The following is a 26,952-nucleotide window of genomic DNA, read 5'->3' on the forward strand; positions in this document are numbered from 1 at the left end:
GAGCCGTCCCGCGAGCATGACACGAGCGGAAGACAGGGAGCGGACCACCATGGCCTTCATCACCGCGCCGGACGGGACGGAGCTCTACTACAAGGATTGGGGCAGCGGGCGTCCCGTCGTGTTTCTCCACGGCTGGCCGCTCGATGCCGATATGTGGGAGTACCAGATGGTGCCGGTGGCGGAGGCGGGCTTCCGCGCCGTCGCCTACGATCGCCGGGGCTTCGGCCGATCGGGCCAGCCCTGGAGCGGCTACGATTACGATACGTTCGCGGACGACCTCCACGCCGTGCTGGAGAGCCTCGATCTCCGCGACGCGACCCTCGTCGGCTTCTCCATGGGCGGCGGCGAGGTCGTCCGCTATCTCACGCGCCACGGGACGGCCCGGGTCTCCCAGGCGGTCCTGGTCTCGGCGGTGACGCCGATGATGCTGAAGACCCCGGACCATCCCGACGGCGTCGATGCGAGCGTGTTCGACGACATGATCGACGGGTTGCGGATGGACCGGCCGGCCTTCCTCGCCGATTTCAACAGGGGCTTCTTCGGTGCCGGCATGTTCACCTCGCCCGCCTCGACGGACTTGATGGACTGGGCCGGCCAGATCGCCATGCTGGCCTCGCCGAAAGCCACGATCGCCTGCGTCCGGGCCTTCTCCGAGACCGATTTCCGGCCGGACATGGCGAATGTGACGATCCCCTGCTTGATCATCCACGGTGACGCCGACCAGACCGTGCCGATCGACGTCACGGCGAGAGTGACGGCCTCCGCCGTGCCGAGCGCCGAGTTCGTGATCTACGACGGCGCGCCGCACGCGATCCCGATGACCCATCACGAACGCCTGACGACCGATCTCGTGGATTTCCTCAGGCGTTGACCTGCTGAGGCTCTCCGATCCGGTCAATGAGCCTTCGGAATCCGGTACTCAAACGCCCTTCAATCCGGTCAGATCGAGGGGTAGAGAGCGCAGGCGCTGACCGGTCGCGGCGAAGATCGCGTTCGAGATCGCCGGGGCGATCACGGGCACGCCCGGCTCGCCGATGCCGGTCGGAGCGGCATCGGAGGCCACGATATGCACCTCCACCACCGGCATCTCGCTCATCCGGGTCGGCTCGTAGGCGTCGAAGTTCTTCTCCTGCACCACCCCGTCCTTCAGGGTGATCCGGTTGCGCAGGACCGACGACAGGGCGAAGCCCACCGCCCCTTCCACCTGCGCGCGGATCACGTCCGGGTTGACGGCGATGCCGACATCCACCGCCGCGACGATGCGGTTGACCTTCACATGCGCCGCCTCGGCGGTGATGTCGGCCACCATCGCCACGTAGGACCCGAAGGATTCGTGCGCCGAGATGCCGAGGCCCTGGCCTTTTCCGCCGCTGCGCTTGTCCCACTGCGCCTTCTCGGCCGCGAGCTTCAGGACGCCCGACAGGCGCGGCGCGCCGGTCAGCATGCCCAGGCGATAGGCGAGCGGATCGGCTCCGGCGGCATGGGCCAGCTCGTCGATGAACACCTCCATCGCCTGCGCCGTATGGGTATGGCCCACCGAGCGCCACCACAGCACGGGCACGCCCTCACGGGCGTTGTGGACCTCGAACCGGTAGGACGGCAGGGCGTAGGGCGTGTCCGATGCGCCTTCGACGGTGGTGGAATCGACGCCGCTCTTCACCAGCATCGCCTCGAACGGCGAGCCGATCATGATCGACTTGCCGACCATCCTGTGCTGCCAGCCGGTGATGGCACCCTTGGCGTCGAGGCCCGCCCGCAGGGTGTGCAGGACCATGGGACGGTAGAACCCGCCCGCCATGTCGTCCTCGCGGGTCCAGACCAGATGGACCGGCGCCTTGCCGCCGGTCGCCTTCATGATGGAGGCGGCTTCGGCGATGTAATCGGCGCTCGGGGTAGCGCGGCGCCCGAAGGACCCGCCCGCCCATTGCGTGTGAAGCCTGACCTTGTCGGCCGTCACGCCAAGGGTAGCGGCGGCGACCGCCTGCTCGATCGTCTGGAACTGCAGGCCGGCATAGATGTCGTAGGATCCGTCCGCCGCCTTCTCGATCGTCGCGTTGAGGGGTTCCATCGCCGCATGGGCGAGGTAGGGGAAGGTGAATTCGGCCTCGACGACCTTGGCCGATCCGGCGATCGCCGCGGCCGGATCGCCCTTTTCGGACGCGACGATCCCGGACCGCTTCGCGGTCTCGCGATATTCCGCGAGGATGGCGTCCGAGGAGCGCTTCTCCGCGGTGCTGTCGTCCCAGGTGACGGACAGGGCGTCACGCCCCTTCATCGCCGACCACGTATCCTTTGCGATCACGGCGACGCCGCTGGGGATCGTCACCACGTCGACCACGCCGGGCACGGCGCGGGCGGCCTTGTCGTCCACATGCGCCACGGTTCCGCCGAAGCGCGGAGACCGGGCCACCACCGCCGTCACCTGCCCCGGACGCCGGATGTCCATGGCGTAAATGGCGGTTCCATCGGTCTTGGCCGAGGAATCGAGCCGGGGCACCTTCTTGCCGATGAGGACCCACTGGCTCGGATCCTTGAGCTTCGGCTGCTGCGGCACCGGTATCGCGGCGGCCGCCTCGGCCAAGGCACCGAACCGCTCCTCGCGCTTCGAGGCCGCATGACGGACCACGCCTGCCGACACCGTGATCTCGGAGGCCGGGACCGACCATTTCTCGGCCGCCGCAGACACGAGCATCGCACGGGCCGCCGCTCCGGCCTTGCGGAGCTGGAACCAGGAATTCGCCACCGCCGTCGAGCCGCCGGTTCCCTGGATCGGCCCCATCAGCAGGTTGTTGTAGAGCGTCGCATCGGCGGGGGCGAAGGCCACGCGCACGCGGGACCAATCGGCGTCGAGCTCGTCGGCGAGGATGGTGGCGAGGCCGGTCGTGTTGCCCTGCCCCATGTCGAGATGCTTGATCATCACCGTCACCGTGTCGTCGGCGGCGATGCGCACGAAGGCATTGGGCTGAGCCGGCGCCGAGGACAGGTCCGGACCGGCCGCAGCGCGCACCTGCTTTGCGGGGTCGAGGGTGAAGCCGATCACCAGGGCACCGGCGGCAGCGCCGGCGCCGCCGAGGAAGGCGCGGCGCGAAGGACGGGGAGCAGCCGCGTCGGAATGGGTCTGACGGACCTTCAGCATGGCTTCCTCCTCAAGGAACGATGGCGCGGCGGATATCGGACAAGATGGCGTCGGCCAAAGCGGCAGACGGAAGGCGCCGGTCAGGCGAGGGAACGCGCCGCCTCGTGGATCGCGGCGCGGATGCGCTGATAGGTGCCGCAACGACAGATGTTGCCGTCCATGGCGCTGTCGATCTCGGCGTCGCTGGGTTTCGGGGTCGTCGAGAGCAGGCCGATCGCCGACATCATCTGGCCGGACTGGCAGTAGCCGCACTGGACCACGTCGAGGCCGCGCCAGGCCGTGCGCACCGCATCCGCCACACGACCGGACGTACCCTGGATCGTGACGACCTTCGCATCGCCGACATCGCCGATGCGGGTCTGGCAGGAACGGACGGGCTGGCCGTCGAGATGGACGGTGCAGGCCCCGCATTGGGCGATTCCGCAGCCGTACTTGGTGCCGGTCTTGTCGAGATGGTCCCGCAGCGCCCAGAGCAATGGCATGTCGGGATCGGCGTCGATCTCGTGCGACACGCCGTCGACGTTCAGTTTCAGCATCACGTCACTCCGCCTGCAGAACACATTTATTCTAAGTAACAGACAGACCTCGCCAATGTGCGGCGGCACACATCGGGCGGGAGGCGCCGGATTTCCGGGCACGCGCGAAAGGTGTGGAATTTAGAGACAAGTCTCCCGGTCTCGGCAGGTCGTTCTTAACGTATCGGGCGCACTTTCTCTCTCGTCGCAGCTCCGACAGGCCGCGGTCCCTTCGACCCACGGCCTTTCCTCGCATGATCCTCAAGACGGTGATGTCCGACCTGACAGCGGAGATGGTTCAGCGTGGACGCGGTTCTTCGGCACCGGAATCCGTCCGACGCCGCGAGGTGGCGCGGGACATCCGCTCCGCGCGCGAGCGGCTGACCTCGACGAGCGGACTCGAGCGCGCCTTCGATTACGAGCTGATCCGGATCTATGCCGAGTACCGCTCCGGTGCCGGCCTCGCCCATGCCGTGCTCGGATTGCTCATCGCCGGAGCCTCCTCGCTATGGGTGCCGGTTCCCGTCGCCGTCGCCTGGGCGATCTGTCTGCTCGCCGGCGTCGGTCTGTCCATGGGGCTGACACGGCGCTTCCTCAAGCAGTCGCCGGAGACCGTTTCGGTCAGGCGCTGGCGCAGCACCTTCATGGTGAGCGAGATCGTCCAGAGTACGTCCTGGGCGTTGATGATCCTCGTCGCCGACCCCAGCGCCCGCATCTTCGTGCTGTTCGGCCTCGTCATCGTCGCCGCGGTGGCGGCGATGCTGGCGGCCACCCTGCCGGCCGCGGCGGGTGCGGCGCTCCTGCCGCTGATCCTGGCTGCTCTATCGCTCCTGGCCCTGTCCCAGGATATGGACACGATCATGCTCGTGACCATGGTGGTCGGCTCGCAGATCTTCTTCATGGGCCTCGCCCGCCGCGTCTACGCTTCCGCGGTCGGCGCCTTGAAGTCGCAGGCGGAGAAGGATGCGATCTTCGTCGAACTCGAACAGGCCAAGGCCAATTCCGACGAAGCGCGTCGACGGGCGGAGGAGGCCAACCTCGCCAAGTCCCGGTTCCTCGCCACCATGAGTCATGAGCTGCGCACGCCCCTGAACGCGATTCTCGGCTTCTCGGAGGTGATGAAGAACGAGGTCTTCGGCGCCCATGTCGCCCCGTCCTACAAGGAATATGCGGGCGATATCCACGACAGCGGGATGCATCTCCTCAATCTCATCAACGAAATCCTCGACCTCTCGCGCATCGAGGCGGGACGCTACGAACTGAACGAGGAGGCGCTGCAGCTCGCTCACGCGGTGGACGAGTGCCGGCACATGGTCTCCCTGCGCGCGCGCAGCAAAGGCCAGTCCTTCTACGAGTTCATCGACCCCGATCTGCCGCGCCTCTGGGCCGACGAACGGGCGCTGCGCCAGATCGTGCTGAACCTCCTCTCGAACGCCGTGAAGTTCACGCCTCCGGGCGGGGAAATCACGATCAAGGTGGGCTGGACGGCGTCGGGCGGCCAGTATGTCAGCGTCAAGGACAGCGGCCCCGGCATTCCGGAGGACGAACTCGGCACGGTCATGTCCTCGTTCGGCCGGGGCTCGCTGGCGATCAAGACCGCCGAGCAGGGGTCGGGCCTGGGACTGCCCATCGTGAAGGGTCTCGTCGACCTGCACGGCGGCAATTTCCACCTCAAGTCGAAGCCGCGCGAGGGCACCGAGGTGGTGGTGATCTTCCCCGCGAGCCGGGTCATGGACACCCTGCCCGCCCTCAACCTTCCGGCCGAGGCCGCCCTGGTCGCTCCCGTGCGCGGCAGCCGCAATGCGGCACGCGCCGCCTGAGTCTGGCGAGCCCCGCCGACGCTCAGCCTAGCCTTCGTTGCGCCCCGACACCCCCGCCTGGTCGAAGGTCGCCATGTCGCGGTGGCAGGCGAGCGCACCCTTGAGGAGGCCGATGGCGAGCGCGGCACCCGACGCCTCGCCGAGCCGCATGCCCAGCGCCAGCAACGGCACGAGACCGAGTCGTTCCAGCACCTCGGCATGGGCGCCTTCCGCCGAGACGTGGCCGGCGAGGCAATGGTCGAGCATCGTCGGGTCGACCGCGTGCAGGATCGCGGCTGCCGAGGTGGCGACGTATCCGTCGATGACCACCGGGATGCGCTGCATCCGGGCGGCCAGGATCGCACCGGCCATGGCCGCGATCTCACGACCGCCGAGGCGCGACAGGATCTCGAGGGGATCGTCGAGATGGCCGGCATGTCGGGTCAGAGCCGCCTCCACGGCGGCGACCTTCCGCGCGATCCCGGCATCGTCGACGCCGGTGCCGCGGCCGACCCAACGCGCCGCCCCGCCACCATAGAGGGCGGCGTAGATCGCCGCGGCGATGGTGGTGTTGCCGATCCCCATCTCGCCGAGGCCGAGGCAATCGGTACCGGCGGCGATGGCTTCCATCCCGAAGGCCATGGTGGCCACGCAATCCTTTTCGGAGAAGGCGGGGCCTTCGCAGATGTCGCCGGTGGGTAAGTCGATGGCGAGGTCGAAGACCTTGAAGCCGAGGCCGTAGGCGGCGCAGATCTGGTTGATCGCCCCGCCGCCCGCCGCGAAATTGTCGAGCATCTGCCGGTTCACCTCGGCCGGAAAGGCCGAGACACCGCGCGCGACGATCCCGTGACTGCCGGCGAAGACGCAGACCATCGGACGGTCGAGGCTGGGCTTGCCCTTTCCCTGCCAGGCGGCGAGCCATTCGACGAGATTCTCCAGCCGTCCGAGAGCGCCCGCCGGCTTCGTCAGCGTCGCGTCCCGCTCGCGGACCATGGCGATGGCGTCGCGGTCCGGCCCCGGCACGGAGGCGATGAGGCGACGGATATCGGCGAACGGCGTCTCGGCTGTCATTGCGCGGAACTTGCCTCGGATCTCGGCGCGGCCGGGATGGCGGCCTGCTTGTGCCGCGAGCTATAACCAACGGGGCGCGGGCGGTGAAGGCGGGGCCTCGATGACGCAGGGCGGGGATCTCGAACCGAACGATGCGTTTCCCGGCGCGCGCCTGGCGTATGATCTCGCTGCGTGCCTGCGGTTCTATTCCAGGCTGCCGGTGCCGCGCTTGCCCGGTGAGGGTGACCCGCATCGCCTGCCCGACTTCCGCACCCTGCCGCGCATGCTGCCCGTGGCCGGCATCCTCCTCGCCTTGCCCGCCGCCCTCGTCCTGCTGATGGCCTGGGGACTCGATTTGGGCCCGTTCCTGGCCGCGACCCTGGCCGTGGCCGCCGGAGCCCTCGTCGCCGGAGCGCTGCACGAGGATGGGCTCGCCGACGTGGCGGACGGTTTCGGCGGAGGAACGACGCCGGAGCGCCGCATCGAGATCATGCGCGACAGCCGGATCGGCGCCTATGGCGGCGTCGCCCTGGTTCTCGCACTGGCCCTCCGGATCGGCGCCCTCGCGACGCTCCTCGACCGTACCGGGGAGCTCGCCGCAATGGCGCTCCTGCTGGCCGCCTCCTTCTCGCGCAGCGCCGCGCTGGCGCCGATGGTGCTGCTCGGACCGGCGAGGCCCGGTGGGGCGGGTGCCTCCGTGGGAAGGCCTGACAACCGGACCGTCGCGATCGTCGGTCTCCTCGCTTCAACCCTCGTCGCGATCGGCTGGATCGGCGGCTTGCCCGTTTTCGGCATGCTGCTCATGCCGGCTTGCGCGCTGATCGCCGCCCTCGGCCTCACCGCCCTGGCACGCGCGAAGATTGGCGGGCAGACCGGCGACGTCATCGGGGCCTGCCAACAGGTCGCGGAAATCGCAGCGCTGCTGGGCCTCGTCGCAGCGATCCCGCGCTGAGGAACCAAGCAGGTTTCGTAAAAGTGGTCACCGGTTTCGCGTCGGTAACCTGCGACACATCTTGGAGCTGAGCAGCGTGAAGCGTTGGCGTGCCGACGCGAAGCCGCTCAGGGATCGGAGCTTGATCGCAACCCGTACCTGAGGGCATGGAACGGGCGATGACTCAGTCTCTCCCTCCAAGACCCTCCAGCCCCTGCACCAAGGTCTGCATCCTCGATGCCGTGACCGGGCTGTGCGAAGGCTGCGGACGCACACGTGACGAGATCGGCTTCTGGGGCTCGCTGTCCGAGCCGAAGCGGCAGGCGATCATGGCGACCCTGGAAGACCGCCTCGCCGCCGCCTATCCGCTGAGGAAGGCCGTCGCGAAGCAATGATCTATGCCGCTCTCGCCGTTCTCCTCGGCATCTTCGGTTTCCTCGTCCTCTCCGACGGGTCGAACACGCTCATGGGGTTGGAGAAGGACGAGCTGGCGCGCCTCGCCTTCAGCGGAACCTTGCTCACGCTCCTCATCGCCGGCTTCTGGCACAGGTTCCGGGACGGGATGGGCGAGAATCTCAAGGCCCTGATGATCTGGGCCCTCCTCGCCGTCGCTCTGGTGGCGGGCTACGCCTACAAGGAGGAGGCCGGAGAGATGGGAAACCGCATCGTCGGGACGCTTCGTCCGGGCAGCGCGGTCACGGCAGGCGACGGGACCGTCACCATCACCCGGAGGGCGGACGGCGCATTTTCCGTCAGGGCAGAGGTGAACGGGCGGATGCAGGTCTTTCAATTCGATACCGGTGCGAGTTCCGTGGTGCTTACCGCGGAGAATGCGGCCGCCATCGGTATCTCCCCGGCGGAATCCGATTACGGCATCCGGGTCTCCACCGCCAACGGCGTCGCGATGGCGGCTCCCGTCTATCTCGACAGCCTGACCGTAGGGTCCATCACCGAGCGCCGCGTCTCCGCCCTCGTGAGCCGTCGCGGCGCGCTGTCGGGCAATCTCCTCGGCATGACCTTCCTCGACCGGCTGGCCTCCTACGAGGTGCGCGGCGACCGGCTGGTGCTGCGTCCGGCACGATAGAGGTTTTCCGGTCCGCCCCCTCCGCGGATGCCGGGAGCGAGGTCGAGCGGCGACGCCGGAACTCGCTTCGCTACGACCTACGGAAAACGGCGGCTGAACTGCGGAGGGCGTGCCTGAGATAGGCCTGCACGAAAGCGGGCATGCGCGCCGTATCGATCTCTTCCGGCGCGCCGACCGAGACGAAGCCGGACAGTTCCGGCTCGGTTTCGGCGAGACGATGCCGCTCCATCCGGGCCTGCAGGACATCGACCGGCTCATCGAAAGCGACGGGACGCAGGAACGCGAGTTGCCCACCTCCCTGCATCAGGAGCCAATTCTGCGGCGCATCCGACGGGACCGTCAGTCCGGTCTCCTCGAAGAGCTCGCGCGCCGCGCTGCCGACGAGATCGACCTCGCCGCCTTCCAGCACATCGTCGAGATCCGGCGTGCCGCAGGGAAAGTAGATCTGGCCGGCATTGGCGGTGTGGCCGCCCATCACGCCGAGCAGGATGGCACCGTCCGCACCGTGGGGAACGATCGCCGCGAAGGCGTTGAGGACGCCCGGATCGGGCGAATCCAGATCCTTGTGGGCGATGAAACTCGCATAGGCGGTCTCGAACATGTCGACCACGCAGGCCGCCCCCTCGATACGGCAGGCGCTCGCGAGGAGGACGCGCCCATCGAACAAGCCCGGCCGGGCGGCGCAGCGGCGGTTCCAGTTCTCGGCGATGACGGCCTCGTTGTCCCGCGCCCAGGCCCAGTCGTACGATACGAGGCGCGCCGTCGGCGCCTCGATCGGCGTCAGGGTGACCCCCTCAGACAAGCAGCGTTCCCTCGCTCATCACGACCGCAGAGCCGCCGATCTCCACCGATTGCAACGCGCCGGTCTCGATCACGAGCTGGAGGGCGATCTCGCTCGGGCGCCCCATGGCGATCCCCTGGCGAATGAACACGTCGTGCTCACCGTCGCCGAGCGGCTCGAATTCCATCATCACACCCGCGAAGGCCGCCGCGGCCGAGCCCGTGGCCGGGTCCTCCATCACTCCGAGATGGGGGGCGAACATGCGGGCCTGGAAGCGGTGGCCGAGCCCCTCCGGGTCGGCCGCGTAGAGATAGAGCGCCGCCGGCTCGGCCATGGCGGAGAACGCGGCCATGTCGAGACGAGCGGCGTCGAGCTTCGTCCGTGCGCTGACCGGCACGAAGACGAAACCCGGCCCCGCCGCATGCCGACTCGGCGCATGGCGGCCGAAGCCGATATCCTGCACCTCGAGCCCCAGCATCTTCGCGAGGAGATCCCGCTCCGGCCCCTCGCCGTCGTAGTCCGGCAGGACGGGGAGCTTGAAGCGCCCGCGTCCGCGCCCTTCTCCCGCCTCGACCACGCAGGCCACCGTGCCGACGGCCGCTTCGAGACCGAAGGCGGTGGCATCCGTGAGCCCGGATTTCGCGTCGCGCAAGGCCAGCAGGATCGCCGCCCCGAGCGTCGGGTGCCCGGCGAAGGAAAGCTCGCGGGCCGGGGTGAAGATGCGCAGGCGCGCCCTGTGACGAGGCTCGTCCGGCGGCAGCACGAACACCGTCTCGGACAGGTTGAACTCGCCCGCGATCCTCTGCATCGCGGCATCGTCGAGCCCTTGCGAGTCGAGCACCACGGCCAGGGGATTGCCGGCGAAGGGCGTCTCGGTAAACACGTCGAGGGTGACGAAGCGCCGGCTCATGGGCTGTTCCTTGTTCATGACCGTCACACCGGCTCCACCGGGAACGTCTCGCTGGGTGCGACGAACTCGTCCTGCGCCTCGACGGTGAGGATCTCGCGCGATCCTGCTTCGGCCGTACGGCGGAGGAGGCCGTAGACCGAGGCACCGGCCATGCCGAGCGCCAGTGCCGCCGAGCCGGTGCGGGCGTAGTGGACGAGGAACAGCGCAGCGATGGCGTCGCCCGCGCCGTTGACGTCGAGGTGAAGGCGCGGCGTGCGCATGCGCCAGAACTGGCCGCCCTCCCCGGCCATGAGGTCGATGCCATCGGCGGGGGTGTCCTCGGTGACGAGGGAGGTCACCAGGACCACGCGCGGGCCGATCGCATGGATCGCGGCGAGTGCGGCCTTGGCCTCGTCAAGCGTGCCGGTGGGGAGGCCGGAGAGGACGTTGAGCTCGAACTGGTTCGGAGTCACGATATCGGCCGCCGGGACGGCCTGATCGCGCATGAATTCCGGGATGCCGGGGCGGACGTAGATCCCGCGATCCGTGTCACCCATCACCGGGTCGCAGCAATACAACGCCTTCGGGTTGGCGCTGCGCACTGCCGCCACCGCCCGCACGATCGCCGTTCCGATATCGGCCGAGCCCATGTAGCCCGAGAGCACGCCGTCGCATTGCCCGAGGACGCCCCGCTCGGAGATGCCCGCCACGAGATCCTCGATCATCGGCCCGTCGAACACCCGGCCGCGCCAGGCGCCGTAGCCGGTATGGTTCGAGAACTGCACCGTATGGATCGGCCAGACCTCGACGCCGAGCCGCTGCATCGGGAACACGGCCGAGGCGTTGCCCACATGGCCGAAGGCGACGTGCGACTGGATCGAGAGGACTTTCATCGGCGGGTCCGGCCTTGCTTCGACGGGTTCGAGCGCCACGGCTGCGTGGTAGCCGGTTTTGTCCGACGGTGCATCCACGGCGGGCGCAGGCCCTCCCTGTGACGCGGTTCACGCTTGCCGCGGCACTTCCCTTCCCGCACATCGGGCGCGACGAGTGGGGACCTCTATGGATTTCGAAGCGCTGAAGACCACGGTTCTGGCTTTCGTGGAGGCGCACAAGGAATGGGCGCCGTTCATCGTCGGGGTGCTCGCCTTCTGCGAATCCCTCGCTTTCCTGTCGATCCTGGTGCCGGCCACGGTGCTGCTGGTGGCGATCGGCGCCCTGATCGGCGCCAGCGGCATTCCGTTCTGGCCGATCGTCATCGCCGGCGGCATCGGTGCGGGCCTCGGTGATTGGGTCTCCTACGAGATCGGGCGCTACTTCCAGCACGGCGCCAAGACGATCTGGCCGATGAGCCGCTACCCGGCGATGGTGGCGAGGGGTGAGGATTTCTGCCGGCGCTACGGCGCATGGGGCATCGTCATCGGGCGCTTCATCGGCCCGGCCCGCGCCGTGGTACCGCTGATCGCGGGCATCTTCGAAGTGGCTCGCCTGCCCTTCCAACTGGCGAACTGGAGCTCCGCCTTCGTCTGGGCCTTCGTCTGGCTGGCACCCGGAGCGGGCGTCATCAGCTTCTTCAAGTCGTGACGCGCCATGCGCCGATTTCCGCCCGAACGCATCGTCTGTCTCACCGAGGAGACCGTCGAGACCCTCTATCTCCTCGGCGAGGAAGACCGGATCGTCGGCGTCTCCGGCTATGCCGTGCGCCCGGCCCGCGTGCGCAAGGAGAAGCCCCGCGTCTCGGCCTTCACCAGCGCGGACCTGCCGAAGATCCTCGCGTTGGAGCCGGACCTCGTCCTCGCCTTCTCGGACATGCAGGCGGAGATCGTGGCCGACCTCGCCCGGGCCGGCATCTCGGTCCACCTGTTCAACCAGCGCGATGTCGCCGGATGCCTCGCCATGATCCGCACCGTGGGCGCCCTCGTCGGCGCCAGCGGGAAGGCGGACGCCCTGGCGCAGGGTTACGCCCACCATCTCGGCGCCGCCGCGCTCGACAATGCCGGGCCGCCCCGGTTGAAGGTCTATTTCGAGGAATGGGACGAGCCGATGATCTCCGGCATCGGCTGGGTCTCCGAACTCATCGGCTATGCCGGCGGCGACGACGTGTTCCCGCTCCAGGCGAGGGAGGCCGCGGCCAAGGACAGGATCGTCACGTCCGAACAGGTGATCGCGGCGCGTCCCGACGTCATCCTGGCCTCGTGGTGCGGCAAGCGGGTGAACGTGGCGCGCATCCGCGAGCGGCCGGGCTGGGACGCGATCCCCGCGGTGGCGGCGGGGCGCATCCACGAGATCAAGTCGCCGCTGATCCTCCAGCCCGGGCCGGCGGCGCTGACCGACGGTTTCCGCGCGATCCGCGTCGCCCTGAAGGGCGCGCAGGCTGTCACAGGTGACAACGGCGCTTCGACCTGATTCCCTGAAGCCGCATCCGATTCGAGACCGCACCACCGCCGAACGAAGCCATGTCAGCAGCCCTCGCCCATGTCGTCCTGCCGCCGGATCGCCGGCAATCGGCGACCGCGCTCCACGTCCAGCGCGGCGTGCGCCGGCTCTTCGCCGATCTCGGCCACGTGACGATACCCGAATTCTCCCTGGCCAACGGTCGGCGCGCCGACGTCATCGCGCTGTGCCCGGCGGGGCGCCTGACCATCGTCGAGATCAAGTCGAGCGTGGCGGATTTCCGTGCCGACAAGAAATGGCCGGATTACCGCGATTATTGCGACCGCTTCTACTTCGCCGTGCCGGACACACTGCCCGAGGGGCTGATTCCTGAAGAGGCCGGGCTGATCATCGCCGATGCCTTCAGCGCAGCGATCCTGCGCGACCCGGCCGACCACGCGCTCAGTGGAGCCCGCCGCAAGGCGGTGACCCTGCGCTTCGCCCATTCCGCCGCGCGGCTGCTGCATTCGCTGGCCGATCCAGGCGCGGTGCGGGAGGGTACGCTTTAGGCGCTCCGGTCGTTGCTCGGGGGGAAAGACCGCTGGTGCATTCTCCATCGCCGTTCGCGACGGTCAGGAGTTTCGGTCTTCCGTCCGCATCCGACGTCATCATCTCGTAGAGCCGCGTCCGAACAGGTCTGTTTCAACGCCCGCTGCGTCGCGCCGACACCAAGGCCAGGGCCGCCAGATCCTTGTCGCCGTCGCCGTGGCTGACGGCGTCGAGAAGATTGTCGCGGAGTACGCCAGCGAAGGGCATCGGGACGCCGACCTCGGCCGAGGCCGAGAGGGCGAGGCCGATATCCTTCAGCCCGAGGCGAAGCCCGAACCCCGGCGGCTCGTAGCGGCCGGCGGCGATGGACGCGCCGTAGCCCTTGTAGACGGGCGAGGCGAACAGGGTGTTGGTGAGGAGGTCGAGGAGGTCGGCACCGGCCACGCCGTGGCCTTCGGCGAAGGCGGCGGCCTCGCCCATGGCCTCGATCGCGGCCACCAGCATGAAATTGCCAGCGAGCTTCACGGCATTGGCCCGGTGCGGCTCCGTCCCGAAGGGCCAGGTCTTCGCGCCCATGGCATCGAGGAGCGGCCGCGCCACCTCGATCACCGCTGCGTCTCCGGCGACGACGATGTTGAGGGCGCCGTTCTGCGCCACATCCGGGCGGCCGAAGACCGGTGCGGCGATGTAGGGAACGCCTGCCCGGCCGTGGATGGCGGCGAGTTCCTGCGCGAGGGCCACCGAGATCGTGCTCATGCTGAGATGCAGGCCGGGACGCGTGCCGGAATCGAGGAGGCCACCCTCCACGATCACCGAGCGCAGGGCCGCGTCGTCTGAGAGCATGGTGATCGCCGCATCTCCGGCGAACGCCTCGGCGGCGGTCGGAACCAGAGTGACGCCGTCGAGCCCGTCCGCCGCCGACGGGGTCCGATTCCACACCCGCACCCGATGGCCGGCCCGGACGAGGCTCTGCGCCATGCCCCGGCCCATCCGGCCCAATCCGATCACGCCCACATCCATCGTATCGCTCCGTCGGTTCTGCCGTTCAGTGGCCGTTGAGGAAATCGAGCGTCGTGGCGTTGAAACGGTCGGTCGCCTCCATGTGGACGAGATGGCCGATTCCGTCGAACACGACCGCCCGTCCGTCGGGCATCCGGGCCGCGAGGGCTTTGGCATGGCCGGCATTGTCGCCCATGCCGGCGCGCAGCTTCTCCGGGGCGAAGGCCTTGCCCGGCGCATTGTGGTCGTTGCCGCCCATGACGAAGAGGGTCGGTATCCGGATCAGCGGAATCTCGTGCACGACGGGCTGGCCCCAGATGATCTGGTAGGAATTGATGAAGGACCGGAGCCAGCGGGGGTACTCACCCGATCCCTTGACCCGCTCGCGGATCGAGACGAACGGCTCGATGGACGCGGACGGGATCGACAGGGCGTAATTCGTCATCAACTGGCGCCGATAGACGTCCGCCGTGACGTCTCTTTCGATCCGCAACAGCGTGTCGTCGGAGACGGGCGGCACGGTGAAACGATAATCCTCGAGGCCGATCGGCGCCTCGAGGACAAGGCTGTTCACGCGATCCGCAGCGTTGCGGGCGAGGCGGACCGCGAGCATCCCGCCCATGGAATGCGCCACCACGTCGACACGCGGCAGGTTCAGCGAGTCGAGAAGCGCGACCGTGTCGGCCGCCATGACGTCGAAGCTGAACGGCCCCACCGGCTTCGACGACTTGCCGAAGCCGAGTTGATCGGGGACGACGACGCGGTATCCCGCATTCGCCAGCGCACCGATCACCGGCTCCCAGTAGCTCGACGGGAAATTGCGCCCGTGGAGCAGCAGGACGGTCCGGCCATTGGGCGAGCCGTTCGGCACGACATCCATGTAGGCCAGACGCTGGCGCTCGTTGTCTCGCGAGAGATCGAGGAACCGGACGGGATACGGATAGGCGAAACCTTCGAGCCCGATCCCGAGGGGGCCGGAATCGTCGGCGCGCGCAATGACGGGCGACAGCGCGAGCAGGCATCCGAGCAGGAGTGTCGCCAAACGCATGAGCTGCTCCGAAAAAGCGGGGACGATGTCCCGGTCGTCGACGGGTGACATAGGGCACTTGCCGAAGCGAGCAGGGATCGTCCACGGCTCTGTGCGATGACGCACGAGGCAAATCCTCCGAGCCGCCCGATCGCGCCGGGCGCAGCACCGAAATCGGCGGATGGTCTGCCGGTACGCGAGCGCATGCTGGCGCTCCTCGCCATCGGCCTCGCCATGACCATGGCGGTGCTCGACGGGGCCATCGTCAACGTCGCTCTGCCGGCCATGGCGAAGGATCTCGGCGTGAGCCCCGCCTCGGCGATCTTCGTCGTCAACGGCTTCCAGATCGCGGTGACGGCGTCGCTGCTGCCCCTCGCCTCCCTGGGCGACATCCTCGGCTACCGGAAGATCTATCTCGGCGGCCTCGTCCTGTTCACGGCTGCCTCCCTCGCCTGCGCTCTGTCGACATCGCTGAACGGGCTGATCATCGCCCGGATCGCCCAGGGGCTCGGAGCGGCCGGCATCATGAGCGTGAACATCGCCCTGGTGCGCTTCATCTATCCGCATCGCATGATCGGACGAGGCGTGGGCAATGTCGCCCTCATTGTCGCCATGGCTTCGGCGACGGGGCCTACCGTGGCGGCCGCGATCCTCTCGGTGGCGACATGGCCGTGGCTGTTCCTTGTGAACCTGCCCGTCGGCCTCGTCGCCCTCGCGGTGGCTGCGCGGACCCTGCCGATGACACCGGTGAGCGGAGCGCGGTTCGACATTCCGAGCGCGATCCTCAACGCCCTGACGTTCGGCCTCCTGATCATCGGCCTCGACGGCATCGGCGACGCGAACGGGCGCTGGCTCGCCGTGGTCGAGATCGCGGCCGGCCTCGCCATCGGCACGGCCTTCGTCCTGTATCAGGCGCGCCTCGCATCGCCTCTCCTGCCGGTGGACCTCCTGCGCATTCCGGCCTTCGCCCTCTCGATGGCGACGTCCATCGCCTCCTTCGGCGCGCAGATGATGGCCTATGTGGCTCTGCCCTTCTATTTTCAGGATGCGTTGCACCTGTCGGCCACCGAGACCGGCTTCCTGATGACGCCGTGGCCGATCGCCATCGCGATCATGGCGCCGATCTCCGGGCGGCTCGCCGACCGCTACGCTCCGGGAATCCTCGGCGGCATCGGCCTCGCTCTCATGTCCGCCGGGCTCGCAGGTCTGGCCCTGCTTCCGGCCGCGCCTTCGCTCGTCGACATCGCCTGGCGGTTGACCGTGTGCGGCCTCGGATTCGGCCTATTCCAGTCACCGAACAACAAGGTCATCGTGACCAGCGCGCCGCGGTCGCGCAGCGGCGGCGCCAGCGGCATGCAATCGACGGCACGATTGACGGGGCAATCCCTCGGTGCCGCCCTCGTGGCCGTCATCTTCGGGTTGACCCATGCGAGCGGTACGGCGGTCTCGATCGGCGTCGCGCTCTGGTGCGCCTGCGCCATGGCGGCGGCCGGCTCGATCTCCAGCGTCATGCGGCGTCAGACCGGCGGCTGACCAGGTTTCGCGAAAGTGGTCGCCGGTTTTGCGTCGGTAACCTGCTCAGGAGGCCGGAGAGCAACGGTCGACGGAACGCAGCCCGGCCTCGTCTCGGGCGTTGCCTCGCCGAGGTGACAACGGAGGACAGATCTCATGGATATGAACCTGAACGGCCGGCGCGCGCTCGTGACGGGCTCCACCGCCGGGATCGGCTACGCCATCGCCAGGGCCCTCGCCCAGATGGGTGCCACGGTCGCGATCAACGGGCGAACACCGGACCGGGTCCGAACCGCGATCGCGCGCCTGAAGGAGGAGACCGGCACCACCTGCTTCATCGCGGCGCCCGGCGACATCGCAACGGCTGGCGGGGCGGAGAAGGTGGTGAAGGGCCTGCCCGCCATCGACATCCTCGTCAACAACACGGGCATCTTCGAGCCGAAACCCTTCTTCGACATTCCGGACGAGGATTGGCTGCGCTTCTACGAGACCAACGTCATGAGCGGCGTTCGCCTCTCACGGGCCTACACGCCCGGCATGGTCGAGGCGGGGTGGGGGCGCGTCGTGTTCATCTCGAGCGAGTCGGGGCTCAATATCCCCGTCGAGATGGTCCATTACGGGATGACGAAGACGGCCCAGCTCGCCGTCTCGCGGGGCCTCGCCGAAACCGTGGCCGGCAGCGGCGTCACGGTGAACAGCGTGCTTCCCGGTCCGACCCTGTCGGAAGGCGTCGCCGATTTCATGGCCAAGATGGCCAAGGACACCGGCGAGGTCGACCTCGATGCGATGGGCCGGGACTTCGTCGCCGAGCACCGCTCTACCTCTCTCATCGGCCGCCTGGCGACGGTGGAGGAGGTCGCCAACATGGTGGCCTACATCTGCAGCCCGGCTGCGAGCGCGACGAGCGGTGCGGCTCTCCGAGTCGATGGCGGCGTGATCCGGCATATCGCCTGAGACGAAGGCCCAGCGCGACGGCAGTGGGGACGTGAAACTCTCGGACGAGCCTGCCCGGCACTGTAGAGGCGCCGGGCCGGATCGGGATCAGGCCGACTTGAGATGGGCGGCGAGGTGCTTGTTCATCTCGAACATGGTGCACTTGTCCTTGCCGAAGACCTTCTTGAGCTTGTCGTCGGCCAGGATCTCGCGCTTGTTCTCGGGGTTCTGAAGATTGTGCTTCTTGATGTATTCCCAGACCTTGCTGACCACTTCGCCGCGCGGAAGCGAGGCGGCGCCGACAACGGCTGCGAGCTCTGCGGAAGGCTTCAGCGGCTGCTGCAACGCGTTGGGCTTGGCAGCGCCTTCGGCCTTCGGGGCAGCGGTCTTCTTGGCAGCGGTCTTCTTCTCGGCGGCCGGCTTGTCGTCGGCCTTCGTCGTGGTCTTGGTTGCCATGAGTTCCTCCGGATGTCGGCTTTGAGCGCCGTCACGCCCACGGCCCAAGGCCTCGGAGCGCATAGCTGCAACAACTAAGCGGTGCTGAGAGCGTTCCAAGAGGGAAACACGTAGTCTGACCACCCATCCACAGAAGCGACGAGGATATCGGGGACGACATGGGCCGCCGAAGCCGGATCGGAGGCCGCCGGAATGTCATGGATTCCACTTCGACGATCGTGCGAGTGACCGGCGAGGACCGAGACGAATGCACGACGAGGTCGCTTTCCCCGTTCGGGCAGAAAGGCGACTCGCTCCATCGCTTCAGTCACTTACGTGCTGGAAGGTGCCGCCGCCGGGAAGGAGCGCGGCCCCGTCGATCGAGGAGGTTCACATCGCTCCCGTCGCGCCGAGGAAGCGGATATCGATCATTCTTGCAGCCTGTCGGACGTTCAGCCCTCCCATACCAATGGGCAATCCGATTTTTTTCGTCCTGGCGCTCTGGAACGCCTCTCTCTGGCGAAGAATCCGATTCCGCCAGGTGCCGGCAACGATCCCTTAAGCGCGATGAGGAACAGTCGATGCATGATCGTTGCAGTCGCCGTCCTCTCCATCGTCGCCTCCGGCACGCTTCTCGCCGGCCTTGCCTGTCTCGTCTCGGCAGAGGGTCGGGACCGGGCGGGCGCGCGCGTCGCCGACCTGATCTGACAGGCGACGGAGCCGCAGCATACGTTTCAAGAGAAAGCCAGGCGTCCGAACCGATCGCGATCGGTTCGGACGCGACGGACGTTAAAATTTACCGCCGAGGCCGACGGCGCCGCCCGATCCCATCTGCGGGGCAAGTCCACCGGAGCTCGAGCGGCTCGTGGTGTCGCCCTCGATATCCTCGCGACGGATGCGCCGTTCGGCCTCCGCCTGGGAACGGGTCTGGCCGCCCGCGGATTTCGGGAGATCGAGCCGCCGCGTCGGGGCTGTCTGAAGGGGAGCGCCGTCCGGGTCGACTTCGGCGGCGCGCGCGCGCTGCGCCCCGGGAATCGATCCACGCATGGAGGGCGGCGGTCCGACCTCGCTCTCGGGCATGACACCGCCACCGCCGCCGAGGGCTTGGCAGCCGCCCAGGGCCGCAGCGATGAGCGCCACGGCGCAGGCGTTCGACGGAAGACGCATCGACTTGATCCTCAAGAGTATTCCACCCCGGCCAGTGCGGGTGGCCCTGCATTCTTGAGCGCATCTCTACGATGCACGAAAGGCGAAAACCAGACGAACGCTGAGCTTTCGGCACGCCCGTCCTGCACGAGCCGCGGAAAATTCGGTGTCATCGCATGGTGGATCGCCTGGACACCCTCGGCGCTGCACGCCACCATGGCCACGACGGTCCGGTTCTTGCCAATCCGCTTCTCGCCAATCCGGTTTTTGCCGAAACGACATCTTGCCGGGCCGCTGCATCGCCGACCGGCCCTTCTCATCCACAACTTCGCCTTGGTCCGCCCTCATACGCCGTCCCTCCCATGCAGATGGGAACCCATCGGAACGGCTCGGATTGAGCGGGGGCCGACGAGACGCTTCTTCGGGGAACGCACGTGTTCAGAACTATCCGGATGATCGCCGCCGCGTCGATCACCCTTTGGGCCGCAGCCGCCACCGCCGAGGGCAACGCCCCGGCCGACGCACCGCCGAGCGAAGCACAGCCGGCCGCTCCCGCCGCGCCGGTAGCGGCGCCCGCCCCTCAGGTCGCGGTGCCTCCTCAACCTGCGGCGCCCCCGCAACCTGCGGCGCCTCCACAGGCTGCGACGCCTGCGGCTCCCGCACAACCTGCTCCGAACGCGGCCGCTCCCGTCCTGCCGACGGGGACACCGGCGACGGTCCTCGACACCCAGGATTACGAGGGGGTCCTCGGCAAGGCCGTCCGTAGCTCCACCGGCGAGGATATGGGCCGGATCATCGACATCATCCTCGACAAGGACGGACGTCCTCGTGCCGCGATCATCGATTTCGGTGGGTTTCTCGGCGTGGGGTCACGCAAGATCGCCGTGGACTGGCGCTCCATGCGCTTCACGCCGGATGGCAAGCCGAGCCGCCTCGTGCTCCAGCTGAGCCGAAACCAGGTTCGCGTCTCGCCGGAATACAAGCCGGGAGACCCCATCGTCGTGCTGGGCCCGGCGAGCCCAAGTGTGCCGGCCGATGGCGATCAGGCATCGACTCCTGCGGCTCCTCCCGCCGCCGCTCCGGTCCAGGCGCCGTCAGCGCCCGCGGCTCCGCAGGCGAGCCCCGTTCCCTCTCCGTCTCCCGACAAGCCGGCCGAGAAAACGCCGGACAAATGACGGTCCCTCGCCCGCAGAATCGACGCGTCATCAAGCCTCGTGAAGCGCCGAGGTCGGAATTCCGGCCGCGTGGCACCGTAAGGCGAGACGCGTATACCGAGATGCCTGGAGAGGTTTCGACCGACATGCAGGCCGTTTCGGTCAAGAGCCGGCGGGGGCTCGACGCTTTCGCGTTCTTCGTCGCGAACCTTCAGACCGGCTTCGGCCCGTTCCTCGCCGTGTACTTCACGCAGGCGCAGTGGACCCAGTCCGATATCGGCTTCGCCCTCACCGTCGGGAGCCTCGTCAGTCTGCTCGGGCAGGTGCCGGGCGGTGCCTTCGTCGACGCCGTCCGCTCACGTCGCTTCGCGGCCGGGCTCTCGGTGGTGGCGATTTCGCTGAGCGCCTTCGCCCTCGCCATGTGGCCGAGCTTCCTCATCGTCCTGCTCGCCATGGCGGCGCATTCGGCGGCGAGCTGCATCCTCACGCCGGCGATCGCCGCCATCAGCATCGGCCTTGTCGGGCATCATCGGGCCGGTGAGCGGCTCGGACGCAATGCCAGCTTCTCGGCCCTGGGCAACGCCGTGGCGGCGGCCCTCATGGGCGCCTGCGGCTACTACCTGTCGAACGACGCCGTGTTCTACCTCACGGCGTTTCTGATGGTCCCGACCCTGATCGCACTCTCGTTCATCCGCCCGGGCGCGGTGCCGGTGCAGGGGCGCCGGGCGGAAGAGCCGGAGGCGCGGCCCAAGGAAGGCGCGCTGAAGGCCATCGTCACCAATCGGGCCTTGCTGTGCTTTGCCGCCTGCATGACCCTGTTCTTCCTCGCCAACGCGGCCATGCTGCCGCTGGTCGGCAGCATGCTGACCCTGCGCGCCAGCGAGACCGCGACGGCCCTCATCGCCGCCTGCATCGTGGTGCCCCAGGTCGTTCTGGCGATTTCCGGCCCCGCCGTCGGTCGGGCGGCCGAGAAGTGGGGCCGCCGCCCGCTCCTGCTCATCGGTTTTGCGGCCCTGCCGATCCGCGGTCTGCTCTTCGCCTATACCGACAGCCCCGAACTGCTCGTGGCGATCCAGGTGTTCGACGGCATTTCGGCGGCCGTGTTCGGCGTGATGGTTCCCCTCGTGGTCTCCGACGTCACACGCGGCACCGGACGATTCAATCTGGCGCTGGGTGCGGTCGGGACCGCCATGGGTATCGGCGCGGCCCTGTCGACGTCCCTGGCGGGGATCATGGCGGATCATCTCGGCAGCCACAGCGCCTTTCTCGGTCTCGCGATCGTCGGGCTGGCCGGCTTCGCCCTGCTCGCCCTGATCATGCCCGAGACCCGTCGCTCCGAAGCGGTCTGAAGAGAGGAAGCGGTATCGAATTCGCTTGCCGATCAACACCCGTTCAGGTTTTCTCGGTATCGAGGACCGAAGCTTGACGGCAGCCTGCAACGCTTGGCCGAGATTTGCGTTGCGACCTATGGGCTCACGGTTTCGTGCGGCCTGCGCACGGGATACGTCAGCATCCGACAGACAAGAATGAGCACCGGGATGGTCACCCAGATGGAAGACCTCTGCGTCTACGCCGACAGGCCCTTCGCCTTCGTGGGGCGGTATCTCAAGCGGCGGGCGCTGCCCCATCTGGTGATTCTCTTCGCCGTCCTCGGAGCCGTCGGTTTCTCGGTGAGCACGGACTACGCGCTGAAGGGCGTCGTCGATGCTCTGAGCAAGGGTCCGAGCGCCGGCCTGATCTGGGGGGCGCTGGCGGTCCTCATCGCCTTCATCGCCGTCGACAACATGCTCTGGCGCGTGGCGAGCCTCGTCGGCTCCTTCACCTTCGTCGGCGTGACCGGCGATATCCGCCGCGACCTGTTCCGCCACATGACCGGCCACTCGCCGTCTTTCTTCGCCGATCGGCAGCCGGGAACGCTGGCCTCGCGCATCACGGCGACCTCGAACGCGATCTTCACGGTCGAGAACATGTTCGTGTTCAACGTGATGCCGCCCTGCGTCGCGGCCTTCCTGTCGATCGTCTACATCGCCACCGTCAATCTCACGATGGCCGCGGTCCTGGCCGGGATCTTCGCCGCCGTCGTCGTGCTGATGTTCAAGATGGCGGCTGCGGGCAAACCCCTCCACCACGACTTCGCCGCCAAGGCCGCGAGTGTCGACGGCGAGATGGTGGATCTCGTCGGCAACATGCCGCTGGTCCGTGCCTTCTCGGCGTTCAAGCGCGAGTACAAGCGGTTCGACGGGACCATCGGCGTGGAGATGCGCTCGCGCCGCTCGTCGCTGCTCTATCTCGAGAAGCTCCGGATCGTTCACGCGATCCTGACGGTCTTCGCCGTGCTCGGATTGCTGTACTGGGCGATCACCATGTGGGAAGCCGGACAGGCGACGAACGGTCAGGTGGTGCTCGTCTGCACCCTCGGCATCCGCATCCTCGCCGCCACCCGAGATCTCGCAGTGGCCCTCGTGGACGCCACCCAGCACACGGCCCGTCTGGCCGAGGCCCTGCACACCCTGCTCCAGCCGCACGACCTGATCGATCACCCGGAAGCCATGCCGCTCTCGGGCACCGGTGCGGAGATCGACTTCGACCACGTCGCCTTCTCCTATCCCGACGGCCGCGCCGTGTTCACGGATTTCAACGTCAAGATCGAGCCGGGGCAGCGCATCGGCCTCGTCGGCAAGTCCGGCGGCGGCAAGTCCACCCTGTTCTCGCTGCTTCAGCGGTTCTACGAGGTCCAGGGCGGGAAGATCCTGCTCAACGGCCAGGACATCAACCGCGTGACACAGGATTCGCTACGCGAGGCGATCACGGTGGTGCCGCAGGACGTCTCCATGTTCCACCGCACGCTGCGTGAGAACATCCGCTACGGCCGGCCGGACGCCTCGGACGAGGATGTCTGGAAGGCAGCCGCAGCGGCCCATTGCACCGACTTCATCGATGCCCTGCCCGAGGGGTTCGACACGATCGTGGGCGACCGAGGTGTGAAGCTGTCCGGTGGTCAGCGCCAGCGCATCGCCATCGCCCGCGCCATCCTGAAGGATTCTCCGATCCTTCTCCTCGACGAGGCAACCTCCGCCCTCGATGCGGAATCCGAGGAAGCGATCCGTCACGCCCTCGCCAATCTGATGAAGGGCCGCACGGTCATCGCCATCGCTCACCGCCTTTCGACCCTCAAGGATTTCGACCGGATCGTGGTGCTTGAGGGCGGTCGCATCATCCAGGACGGCTCGCCGGACAAGCTCACGCATCTCGATGGTTTCTATCGTGAACTGATGAAAAAGGAATCGATGTCGCTCTCCCTCGCCGCCGCGTGACCGATCAGGCGATCGGCGAGATCTCGAAACCCTGGATGGCGCGGATGATGGCGGCCGCTCGATAGGGCTTCGAGAAAAAGACGGCACCCTCCGCCAGTCGGGGCGGCGTATGCGAGAAGCCGGTGGCATAGATCACCGGCAGTTTCCGTCGGATTTCGCGAGCAGCCTCGGCGAGTTGCCAGCCATCCATGGCACCCGGCAACCTGATGTCCGTGAAGAGGACATCGACCTTTCTGCCGCTCTTGAGGATATCGAGCGCGACTTCTGCATTGAGCGCCTGATCCACGTCGTAACCGGCCTCTTCGAGATGCGCGGTGATGACTTCGAGGAGCATCACCTCATCCTCGACGATGAGGACGCGCGGCTTGGCGACGGACTCGGAAATTTGATTTCCCATAAGTAGCTCCGCTCAAGCTGGACGAAAGACCACATGGCCATCGTGCGGGACGGGATCGGCCGTGATCTCGGTGGCAGCGTGCGCCGGCAGCAAGCGCGGCAGGTAGAGATACACACTGGTACCGGTTCCGAGCCGGCTGACAAGCGCGGCGTGACCGTCCGACTGCTTCACGAAGCCGAAGACCTGGCTGAGTCCGAGCCCGGTCCCCTCGCCCACATTCTTCGTGGTGAAGAACGGCTCGAACGCCCGCGCGACCACCTCCGGCGGCATGCCCGTACCGGTATCCTCGAAGACGATGACCACGTGATCGGCCCTCGATAATCCCTCGATGGCAGCGGCTTCGACGGCCATGACATTGCGGGTCCGGATCGTCACGCTGCCGCCGTTCGGCATGGCGTCACGCGCATTGACCGCCAGGTTCAGAAGAACGTTCTCGAGCTGGTTCGCATCGATCCTGACCGGCCAGAGCCCCGTGGAGAGCTCCAGACTGCACGTGCCGGTTCCGCTCAACGCGCCACGGATCAGGGCGGCGAGATCCTCGATCAGACGGTTGACGTCGATGCGGATGGGGCGGAGTGGCTGGCGGCGGGCGAAGGCGAGCATCTTCTGGACGAGGGAGGCGGCCCGCTCCGCCCCCGTGAGCGCGTCCTGCACGGATTTGCTGTCGCTCGCATTGCCGGCGACGCTGCGCTCGAGCCGGTCGAGGTTGCCGATGACGATGCCGAGCAGATTGTTGAAGTCATGAGCGACGCCCCCGGTCAGCGAACCGATCGCCTCCATCTTCTGGGTCTGGCGCAGCATCTCCTCCGCCCGGTCCCTTTCCGCATTGGCGAGGCGAAGCGCCTCCAGCGCGTCGTCGCGCTCCTTGACCCGCTTGGAGAGTTCGATGTTGGCGCGCTCCAGCTCGCTCGGTGAGGGTAGCGCCAGCGCCTTCGGCAGAAGCGGCCAGAGCAAAGCCGCCGTCACGATGGACACGACAGCGGTCAGCGCCTTCACCAAGGCCTCGGCGGCGTAATCGGGCACCCATAGGGTCCAGACCGAGAAGAAATGCGTCGTGCCGCACGCAAGGATGAAGATCGCGAAGGCCCAGAAGATCCAGCCGAAGGCGACGTCGCGGCGCCGCGTCACGAAAACGCCGAGGGCGATCGGGATCGAGAAATAGGCGAGCCCGATGACGAGATCGGAGATCACATGGGTCCAGACCAGCTCCGGCCGCCACAACAGACAGATTCCGTGCGGGGACAGGCTGCTCCGGTCCAGGAAGCGCGAAAGGATATCGAGCATCGCCCGTCGCCCAGCAAAGCCGTCCGCGCGCTCCGAGGCGACGCGGTGGCGCCAAAGGGCGACGGTGGCCGATTTTTTCGAATTGGGGAATGGCCAAGACGCCGCGAAGCGTCGACACGGTCGCCATTGAGCTACGACGCCGGGCTCAGGCCGCCTCTACTCGACGACGAGCTTGTAGGTCTGTCCGGGTCGGATGACGGCGCCCCGTTCCAACTCGTTCAGAACGAGGAACCGATCCAGGGGCCGATCGGGGACGATCATGCGCCGCGCCAGTTCGTCGGCCGTATCGGTTGGGCCAGCGGTCACCACCTGGATATGCAGCGGGCGCAGCGATCTCACCTCCTCGGGCCCCACACCGGACAGACTTTCCGTCCAGCGCCGGAACGCTCCGTCCGGATCGGTGCCGCCCTTGGCCGCCATGATCATGCGGAAGGTGGTCTCGCCGACCCGGATAGCGGCGAGGCGGAAGGTCCAGTCCTTTCCACGCGACAATGCAGTGACCGCCGAATTTCCGGCGATCATGCGGTTCTCCACCGAACTCGCTTCGATGGCATCGCTCCAGGTGGCGCGTAGCACCTCCTCCAGGCTCTGGCCCACATGGCTCTCGACCTGATCGAAGAGCAGCCGTCGGCTGCCCTCACCGGTTGCGCCGAGCACCGCATTGCGCGTGTTCTCGATCGTGAACCCCTCCGGCACTTCGAAGGCGATGCCGAGGCCGGGATGGAGGAAACGGCGGCCCTTGACGATCCCGTCTCCGGGATTGTCGCCGTAAGCGATGCCGTCGATCGCGGCGAGATAGCGTGCACGTTCGTCGACCCCGAGGCCTGGCGCGCCGATGAGGCGTGCCGCGCGCGTGACGAGGGTGATGCGCTCGCTGGTGCCGGGATGGGTCGCGAGCATGTCGGGCTCGCCGGCCATGCCCGTGCCGGTCTTCATGTTGGTGGTACGGTTGAGCGAGTTGAGGAAGCGCCCGGCACCGAACGGATCATAGCCCGCTCGTGCCAGGGTCCTAACACCGATGCCGTCGGCTTCGAGTTCCTGGTCGCGGGAGAAGCGGGCCAGCGCGAATTTCGACTGGTTCTGAAGCTGCGCGCCGGTCGCCGGATCGTTCAGTACGTCGGCCACCACCTTGCTCACGAGCTGTGAGCGCAGGGCGAGTTCGGTCCGCGCCGTGGCGTGGCGCAGGGTGACGTGGGCGATCTCGTGCGCGAGCACCGCCGCGATCTCGGAGGTATCGCTGGCGAGCGCCAGCAGGCCCCTCGTCACGTAGAGGCGTCCGTTGGGCAATGCGAAGGCGTTGATGACGGGAGAATCGAGAAGGGTGACCGCGTAGGCCTCTTCCGGCCGATCGGTGGCCTTGACGAGACGATCGGTCACCTCCGTCAGCAGGCGAAGCGCGGCTGGAGAGCGATACTCGCCGCCGAACGAAGCGACGAGCTTGGCATGATCGGCATCCGACGCCGTGCGCTCACGACCGGTGGTCCGGGGGGCCTCGGCGGGAACCTTGATCGCCGCCGGCTGCAGCAGGGCGCCCGTCTGATCGGCACCGCACCCTGCAAGCAGTAGCGACAGAATGAGCGACGCAGGGAGCAGCCCGCCGAGGCCGGCCCCGTATCCGCGATGTCGTGTCAGCCCCCCGCTCATGCC

27 protein-coding genes are annotated in these 26,952 nt (G+C 67.6%); 14 read left to right on the forward strand and 13 right to left on the reverse strand.

Annotated elements, in window-relative coordinates; all coding sequences use genetic code 11:
- The first annotated feature begins 49 nt into the window (after positions 1-49).
- The gene (locus tag ACFQ4G_RS12010) at positions 50-871 is read left to right on the forward strand and encodes an alpha/beta fold hydrolase (protein ID WP_238206483.1); all 822 of its coding nucleotides are present in this window, start codon (positions 50-52) and stop codon (positions 869-871) included.
- A gap of 48 nt (positions 872-919) precedes the next feature.
- On the opposite strand, the gene ACFQ4G_RS12015 is transcribed toward ACFQ4G_RS12010, so the two are convergent.
- Positions 920-3,136, reverse strand: a complete 2,217-nt coding sequence (locus tag ACFQ4G_RS12015; RefSeq protein ID WP_238206481.1) for a xanthine dehydrogenase family protein molybdopterin-binding subunit — start codon at positions 3,134-3,136, stop codon at positions 920-922.
- An 80-nt stretch (positions 3,137-3,216) separates the two neighbouring features.
- On the reverse strand, positions 3,217-3,672 hold the full coding sequence (locus ACFQ4G_RS12020) for a (2Fe-2S)-binding protein (protein ID WP_238206479.1): 456 nt from the start codon (positions 3,670-3,672) through the stop codon (positions 3,217-3,219).
- A gap of 251 nt (positions 3,673-3,923) precedes the next feature.
- Between ACFQ4G_RS12020 and ACFQ4G_RS12025 the strand changes: the two genes are divergently transcribed.
- Positions 3,924-5,471 (forward strand): sensor histidine kinase, encoded by a 1,548-nt coding sequence (locus tag ACFQ4G_RS12025; protein WP_238206647.1) that lies wholly within the window; start codon positions 3,924-3,926, stop codon positions 5,469-5,471.
- A gap of 27 nt (positions 5,472-5,498) precedes the next feature.
- Here the strand turns inward: ACFQ4G_RS12025 and cobT are convergent, their stop codons facing one another.
- Positions 5,499-6,521 (reverse strand): nicotinate-nucleotide--dimethylbenzimidazole phosphoribosyltransferase, encoded by a 1,023-nt coding sequence (gene cobT / locus ACFQ4G_RS12030; RefSeq protein WP_238206477.1) that lies wholly within the window; start codon positions 6,519-6,521, stop codon positions 5,499-5,501.
- Between the two features lie 100 nt (positions 6,522-6,621).
- On the opposite strand from cobT, the gene cobS reads away from it, so the two are divergent.
- The 3 genes from cobS (at position 6,622) to ACFQ4G_RS12045 (ending at position 8,515) form a co-directional block, all read left to right on the forward strand.
- Positions 6,622-7,452 carry an adenosylcobinamide-GDP ribazoletransferase gene (gene cobS / locus ACFQ4G_RS12035; protein ID WP_238206475.1) on the forward strand — a complete coding sequence of 277 codons (831 nt, stop codon included), beginning with the start codon at positions 6,622-6,624 and terminating at the stop codon, positions 7,450-7,452.
- A gap of 158 nt (positions 7,453-7,610) precedes the next feature.
- Positions 7,611-7,826 (forward strand): DUF1289 domain-containing protein, encoded by a 216-nt coding sequence (locus tag ACFQ4G_RS12040; RefSeq protein WP_238206473.1) that lies wholly within the window; start codon positions 7,611-7,613, stop codon positions 7,824-7,826.
- Positions 7,823-8,515: a retropepsin-like aspartic protease family protein gene (locus ACFQ4G_RS12045; RefSeq protein ID WP_238206471.1), complete on the forward strand. Its 693-nt coding sequence runs from the start codon at positions 7,823-7,825 to the stop codon at positions 8,513-8,515. Before ACFQ4G_RS12040 ends, ACFQ4G_RS12045 begins: the two co-directional genes overlap by 4 nt.
- Before the next feature lie 70 nt (positions 8,516-8,585).
- Here the strand turns inward: ACFQ4G_RS12045 and ACFQ4G_RS12050 are convergent, their stop codons facing one another.
- The 3 genes from ACFQ4G_RS12050 to pdxY are packed head-to-tail and all read right to left on the reverse strand — an operon-like array spanning position 8,586 to position 11,078.
- Positions 8,586-9,317 carry an NUDIX hydrolase gene (locus tag ACFQ4G_RS12050; RefSeq protein ID WP_238206469.1) on the reverse strand — a complete coding sequence of 244 codons (732 nt, stop codon included), beginning with the start codon at positions 9,315-9,317 and terminating at the stop codon, positions 8,586-8,588.
- Positions 9,310-10,206 carry a PhzF family phenazine biosynthesis protein gene (locus ACFQ4G_RS12055; protein ID WP_238206467.1) on the reverse strand — a complete coding sequence of 299 codons (897 nt, stop codon included), beginning with the start codon at positions 10,204-10,206 and terminating at the stop codon, positions 9,310-9,312. The genes ACFQ4G_RS12050 and ACFQ4G_RS12055 overlap by 8 nt, the downstream gene beginning before the upstream one ends.
- A 23-nt stretch (positions 10,207-10,229) precedes the next feature.
- Positions 10,230-11,078 (reverse strand): pyridoxal kinase PdxY, encoded by an 849-nt coding sequence (gene pdxY, locus ACFQ4G_RS12060; RefSeq protein WP_238206465.1) that lies wholly within the window; start codon positions 11,076-11,078, stop codon positions 10,230-10,232.
- 166 nt (positions 11,079-11,244) lie between these two features.
- Here pdxY and ACFQ4G_RS12065 point away from each other — a divergent pair, with 166 nt between their 5' ends.
- From ACFQ4G_RS12065 to ACFQ4G_RS12075, 3 genes are read left to right on the forward strand one after another with little or no spacing between them, the layout of a single operon-like run.
- Complete coding sequence (locus ACFQ4G_RS12065) at positions 11,245-11,766, forward strand: DedA family protein (RefSeq protein ID WP_238206463.1); 522 nt, start codon at positions 11,245-11,247, stop codon at positions 11,764-11,766.
- Positions 11,767-11,772: 6 nt separating this feature from the next.
- A complete protein-coding gene (locus ACFQ4G_RS12070) occupies positions 11,773-12,588 on the forward strand; it encodes a cobalamin-binding protein (RefSeq protein ID WP_238206461.1) in 816 nt (271 codons plus the stop codon).
- A gap of 50 nt (positions 12,589-12,638) precedes the next feature.
- Positions 12,639-13,124 (forward strand): MmcB family DNA repair protein, encoded by a 486-nt coding sequence (locus ACFQ4G_RS12075; protein WP_238206459.1) that lies wholly within the window; start codon positions 12,639-12,641, stop codon positions 13,122-13,124.
- A gap of 133 nt (positions 13,125-13,257) precedes the next feature.
- Here the strand turns inward: ACFQ4G_RS12075 and ACFQ4G_RS12080 are convergent, their stop codons facing one another.
- Positions 13,258-14,124, reverse strand: coding sequence for an NAD(P)-dependent oxidoreductase (locus ACFQ4G_RS12080; RefSeq protein ID WP_238206457.1), 867 nt, complete (start codon positions 14,122-14,124; stop codon positions 13,258-13,260).
- 25 nt (positions 14,125-14,149) lie between these two features.
- The gene (locus ACFQ4G_RS12085; RefSeq protein WP_379040263.1) at positions 14,150-15,151 is read right to left on the reverse strand and encodes an alpha/beta fold hydrolase; all 1,002 of its coding nucleotides are present in this window, start codon (positions 15,149-15,151) and stop codon (positions 14,150-14,152) included.
- Positions 15,152-15,247: 96 nt separating this feature from the next.
- Here ACFQ4G_RS12085 and ACFQ4G_RS12090 point away from each other — a divergent pair, with 96 nt between their 5' ends.
- Positions 15,248-16,663: an MFS transporter gene (locus tag ACFQ4G_RS12090; RefSeq protein WP_238206455.1), complete on the forward strand. Its 1,416-nt coding sequence runs from the start codon at positions 15,248-15,250 to the stop codon at positions 16,661-16,663.
- A 135-nt stretch (positions 16,664-16,798) separates the two neighbouring features.
- A complete protein-coding gene (locus ACFQ4G_RS12095) occupies positions 16,799-17,596 on the forward strand; it encodes an SDR family NAD(P)-dependent oxidoreductase (RefSeq protein WP_238206453.1) in 798 nt (265 codons plus the stop codon).
- 87 nt (positions 17,597-17,683) lie between these two features.
- Here ACFQ4G_RS12095 and ACFQ4G_RS12100 read toward each other — a convergent pair whose 3' ends face one another.
- Positions 17,684-18,031 carry an SWIB/MDM2 domain-containing protein gene (locus tag ACFQ4G_RS12100; protein ID WP_238206452.1) on the reverse strand — a complete coding sequence of 116 codons (348 nt, stop codon included), beginning with the start codon at positions 18,029-18,031 and terminating at the stop codon, positions 17,684-17,686.
- Between the two features lie 564 nt (positions 18,032-18,595).
- Between ACFQ4G_RS12100 and ACFQ4G_RS12105 the strand changes: the two genes are divergently transcribed.
- Positions 18,596-18,718 carry a hypothetical protein gene (locus tag ACFQ4G_RS12105; RefSeq protein WP_379040266.1) on the forward strand — a complete coding sequence of 41 codons (123 nt, stop codon included), beginning with the start codon at positions 18,596-18,598 and terminating at the stop codon, positions 18,716-18,718.
- A gap of 81 nt (positions 18,719-18,799) precedes the next feature.
- Here ACFQ4G_RS12105 and ACFQ4G_RS12110 read toward each other — a convergent pair whose 3' ends face one another.
- Complete coding sequence (locus ACFQ4G_RS12110; protein WP_238206450.1) at positions 18,800-19,177, reverse strand: hypothetical protein; 378 nt, start codon at positions 19,175-19,177, stop codon at positions 18,800-18,802.
- A 431-nt stretch (positions 19,178-19,608) separates the two neighbouring features.
- Here ACFQ4G_RS12110 and ACFQ4G_RS12115 point away from each other — a divergent pair, with 431 nt between their 5' ends.
- The 3 genes from ACFQ4G_RS12115 (at position 19,609) to ACFQ4G_RS12125 (ending at position 23,624) form a co-directional block, all read left to right on the forward strand.
- The gene (locus ACFQ4G_RS12115; protein ID WP_238206643.1) at positions 19,609-20,331 is read left to right on the forward strand and encodes a PRC-barrel domain-containing protein; all 723 of its coding nucleotides are present in this window, start codon (positions 19,609-19,611) and stop codon (positions 20,329-20,331) included.
- Positions 20,328-21,659, forward strand: coding sequence for an MFS transporter (locus tag ACFQ4G_RS12120; protein ID WP_238206448.1), 1,332 nt, complete (start codon positions 20,328-20,330; stop codon positions 21,657-21,659). The genes ACFQ4G_RS12115 and ACFQ4G_RS12120 overlap by 4 nt, the downstream gene beginning before the upstream one ends.
- A 201-nt stretch (positions 21,660-21,860) precedes the next feature.
- On the forward strand, positions 21,861-23,624 hold the full coding sequence (locus tag ACFQ4G_RS12125; RefSeq protein WP_238206641.1) for an ABC transporter ATP-binding protein: 1,764 nt from the start codon (positions 21,861-21,863) through the stop codon (positions 23,622-23,624).
- Positions 23,625-23,628: 4 nt separating this feature from the next.
- Here the strand turns inward: ACFQ4G_RS12125 and ACFQ4G_RS12130 are convergent, their stop codons facing one another.
- From ACFQ4G_RS12130 to ACFQ4G_RS12140, 3 genes are all read right to left on the reverse strand, one after another.
- Entirely contained in the window at positions 23,629-24,021 is a 393-nt protein-coding gene (locus ACFQ4G_RS12130; protein ID WP_238206446.1) for a response regulator, read from the reverse strand.
- A 12-nt stretch (positions 24,022-24,033) separates the two neighbouring features.
- Entirely contained in the window at positions 24,034-25,305 is a 1,272-nt protein-coding gene (locus ACFQ4G_RS12135) for an ATP-binding protein (protein ID WP_238206444.1), read from the reverse strand.
- A 156-nt stretch (positions 25,306-25,461) separates the two neighbouring features.
- Positions 25,462-26,949, reverse strand: coding sequence for a M48 family metalloprotease (locus ACFQ4G_RS12140; protein WP_238206442.1), 1,488 nt, complete (start codon positions 26,947-26,949; stop codon positions 25,462-25,464).
- Between the last annotated feature and the right edge of the window lie 3 nt (positions 26,950-26,952).

Origin of the sequence: Methylobacterium marchantiae (assembly GCF_042679825.1) — a bacterium.
Lineage (GTDB): Bacteria > Pseudomonadota > Alphaproteobacteria > Rhizobiales > Beijerinckiaceae > Methylobacterium > Methylobacterium marchantiae.

Coding starts and splice junctions, on each gene's coding strand:
- ACFQ4G_RS12105 (WP_379040266.1), top strand. CDS start 18,596: ATGATCGTTGCAGTCGCCGTCCTCTCCATCGTCGCCTCCGGCACGCTT.
- ACFQ4G_RS12130 (WP_238206446.1), bottom strand. CDS start 24,021: ATGGGAAATCAAATTTCCGAGTCCGTCGCCAAGCCGCGCGTCCTCATC.
- ACFQ4G_RS12070 (WP_238206461.1), top strand. CDS start 11,773: ATGCGCCGATTTCCGCCCGAACGCATCGTCTGTCTCACCGAGGAGACC.
- ACFQ4G_RS12120 (WP_238206448.1), top strand. CDS start 20,328: ATGACGGTCCCTCGCCCGCAGAATCGACGCGTCATCAAGCCTCGTGAA.
- cobS (WP_238206475.1), top strand. CDS start 6,622: ATGACGCAGGGCGGGGATCTCGAACCGAACGATGCGTTTCCCGGCGCG.
- ACFQ4G_RS12140 (WP_238206442.1), bottom strand. CDS start 26,949: ATGAGCGGGGGGCTGACACGACATCGCGGATACGGGGCCGGCCTCGGC.
- ACFQ4G_RS12040 (WP_238206473.1), top strand. CDS start 7,611: ATGACTCAGTCTCTCCCTCCAAGACCCTCCAGCCCCTGCACCAAGGTC.
- pdxY (WP_238206465.1), bottom strand. CDS start 11,078: ATGAAAGTCCTCTCGATCCAGTCGCACGTCGCCTTCGGCCATGTGGGC.
- ACFQ4G_RS12055 (WP_238206467.1), bottom strand. CDS start 10,206: ATGAGCCGGCGCTTCGTCACCCTCGACGTGTTTACCGAGACGCCCTTC.
- ACFQ4G_RS12065 (WP_238206463.1), top strand. CDS start 11,245: ATGGATTTCGAAGCGCTGAAGACCACGGTTCTGGCTTTCGTGGAGGCG.
- ACFQ4G_RS12080 (WP_238206457.1), bottom strand. CDS start 14,124: ATGGATGTGGGCGTGATCGGATTGGGCCGGATGGGCCGGGGCATGGCG.
- ACFQ4G_RS12135 (WP_238206444.1), bottom strand. CDS start 25,305: ATGCTCGATATCCTTTCGCGCTTCCTGGACCGGAGCAGCCTGTCCCCG.
- ACFQ4G_RS12075 (WP_238206459.1), top strand. CDS start 12,639: ATGTCAGCAGCCCTCGCCCATGTCGTCCTGCCGCCGGATCGCCGGCAA.
- ACFQ4G_RS12085 (WP_379040263.1), bottom strand. CDS start 15,151: ATGCGTTTGGCGACACTCCTGCTCGGATGCCTGCTCGCGCTGTCGCCC.
- ACFQ4G_RS12045 (WP_238206471.1), top strand. CDS start 7,823: ATGATCTATGCCGCTCTCGCCGTTCTCCTCGGCATCTTCGGTTTCCTC.
- ACFQ4G_RS12115 (WP_238206643.1), top strand. CDS start 19,609: ATGATCGCCGCCGCGTCGATCACCCTTTGGGCCGCAGCCGCCACCGCC.
- ACFQ4G_RS12015 (WP_238206481.1), bottom strand. CDS start 3,136: ATGCTGAAGGTCCGTCAGACCCATTCCGACGCGGCTGCTCCCCGTCCT.
- ACFQ4G_RS12100 (WP_238206452.1), bottom strand. CDS start 18,031: ATGGCAACCAAGACCACGACGAAGGCCGACGACAAGCCGGCCGCCGAG.
- ACFQ4G_RS12125 (WP_238206641.1), top strand. CDS start 21,861: ATGGAAGACCTCTGCGTCTACGCCGACAGGCCCTTCGCCTTCGTGGGG.
- ACFQ4G_RS12025 (WP_238206647.1), top strand. CDS start 3,924: ATGTCCGACCTGACAGCGGAGATGGTTCAGCGTGGACGCGGTTCTTCG.
- ACFQ4G_RS12020 (WP_238206479.1), bottom strand. CDS start 3,672: ATGCTGAAACTGAACGTCGACGGCGTGTCGCACGAGATCGACGCCGAT.
- ACFQ4G_RS12090 (WP_238206455.1), top strand. CDS start 15,248: ATGACGCACGAGGCAAATCCTCCGAGCCGCCCGATCGCGCCGGGCGCA.
- cobT (WP_238206477.1), bottom strand. CDS start 6,521: ATGACAGCCGAGACGCCGTTCGCCGATATCCGTCGCCTCATCGCCTCC.
- ACFQ4G_RS12110 (WP_238206450.1), bottom strand. CDS start 19,177: ATGCGTCTTCCGTCGAACGCCTGCGCCGTGGCGCTCATCGCTGCGGCC.
- ACFQ4G_RS12010 (WP_238206483.1), top strand. CDS start 50: ATGGCCTTCATCACCGCGCCGGACGGGACGGAGCTCTACTACAAGGAT.
- ACFQ4G_RS12095 (WP_238206453.1), top strand. CDS start 16,799: ATGGATATGAACCTGAACGGCCGGCGCGCGCTCGTGACGGGCTCCACC.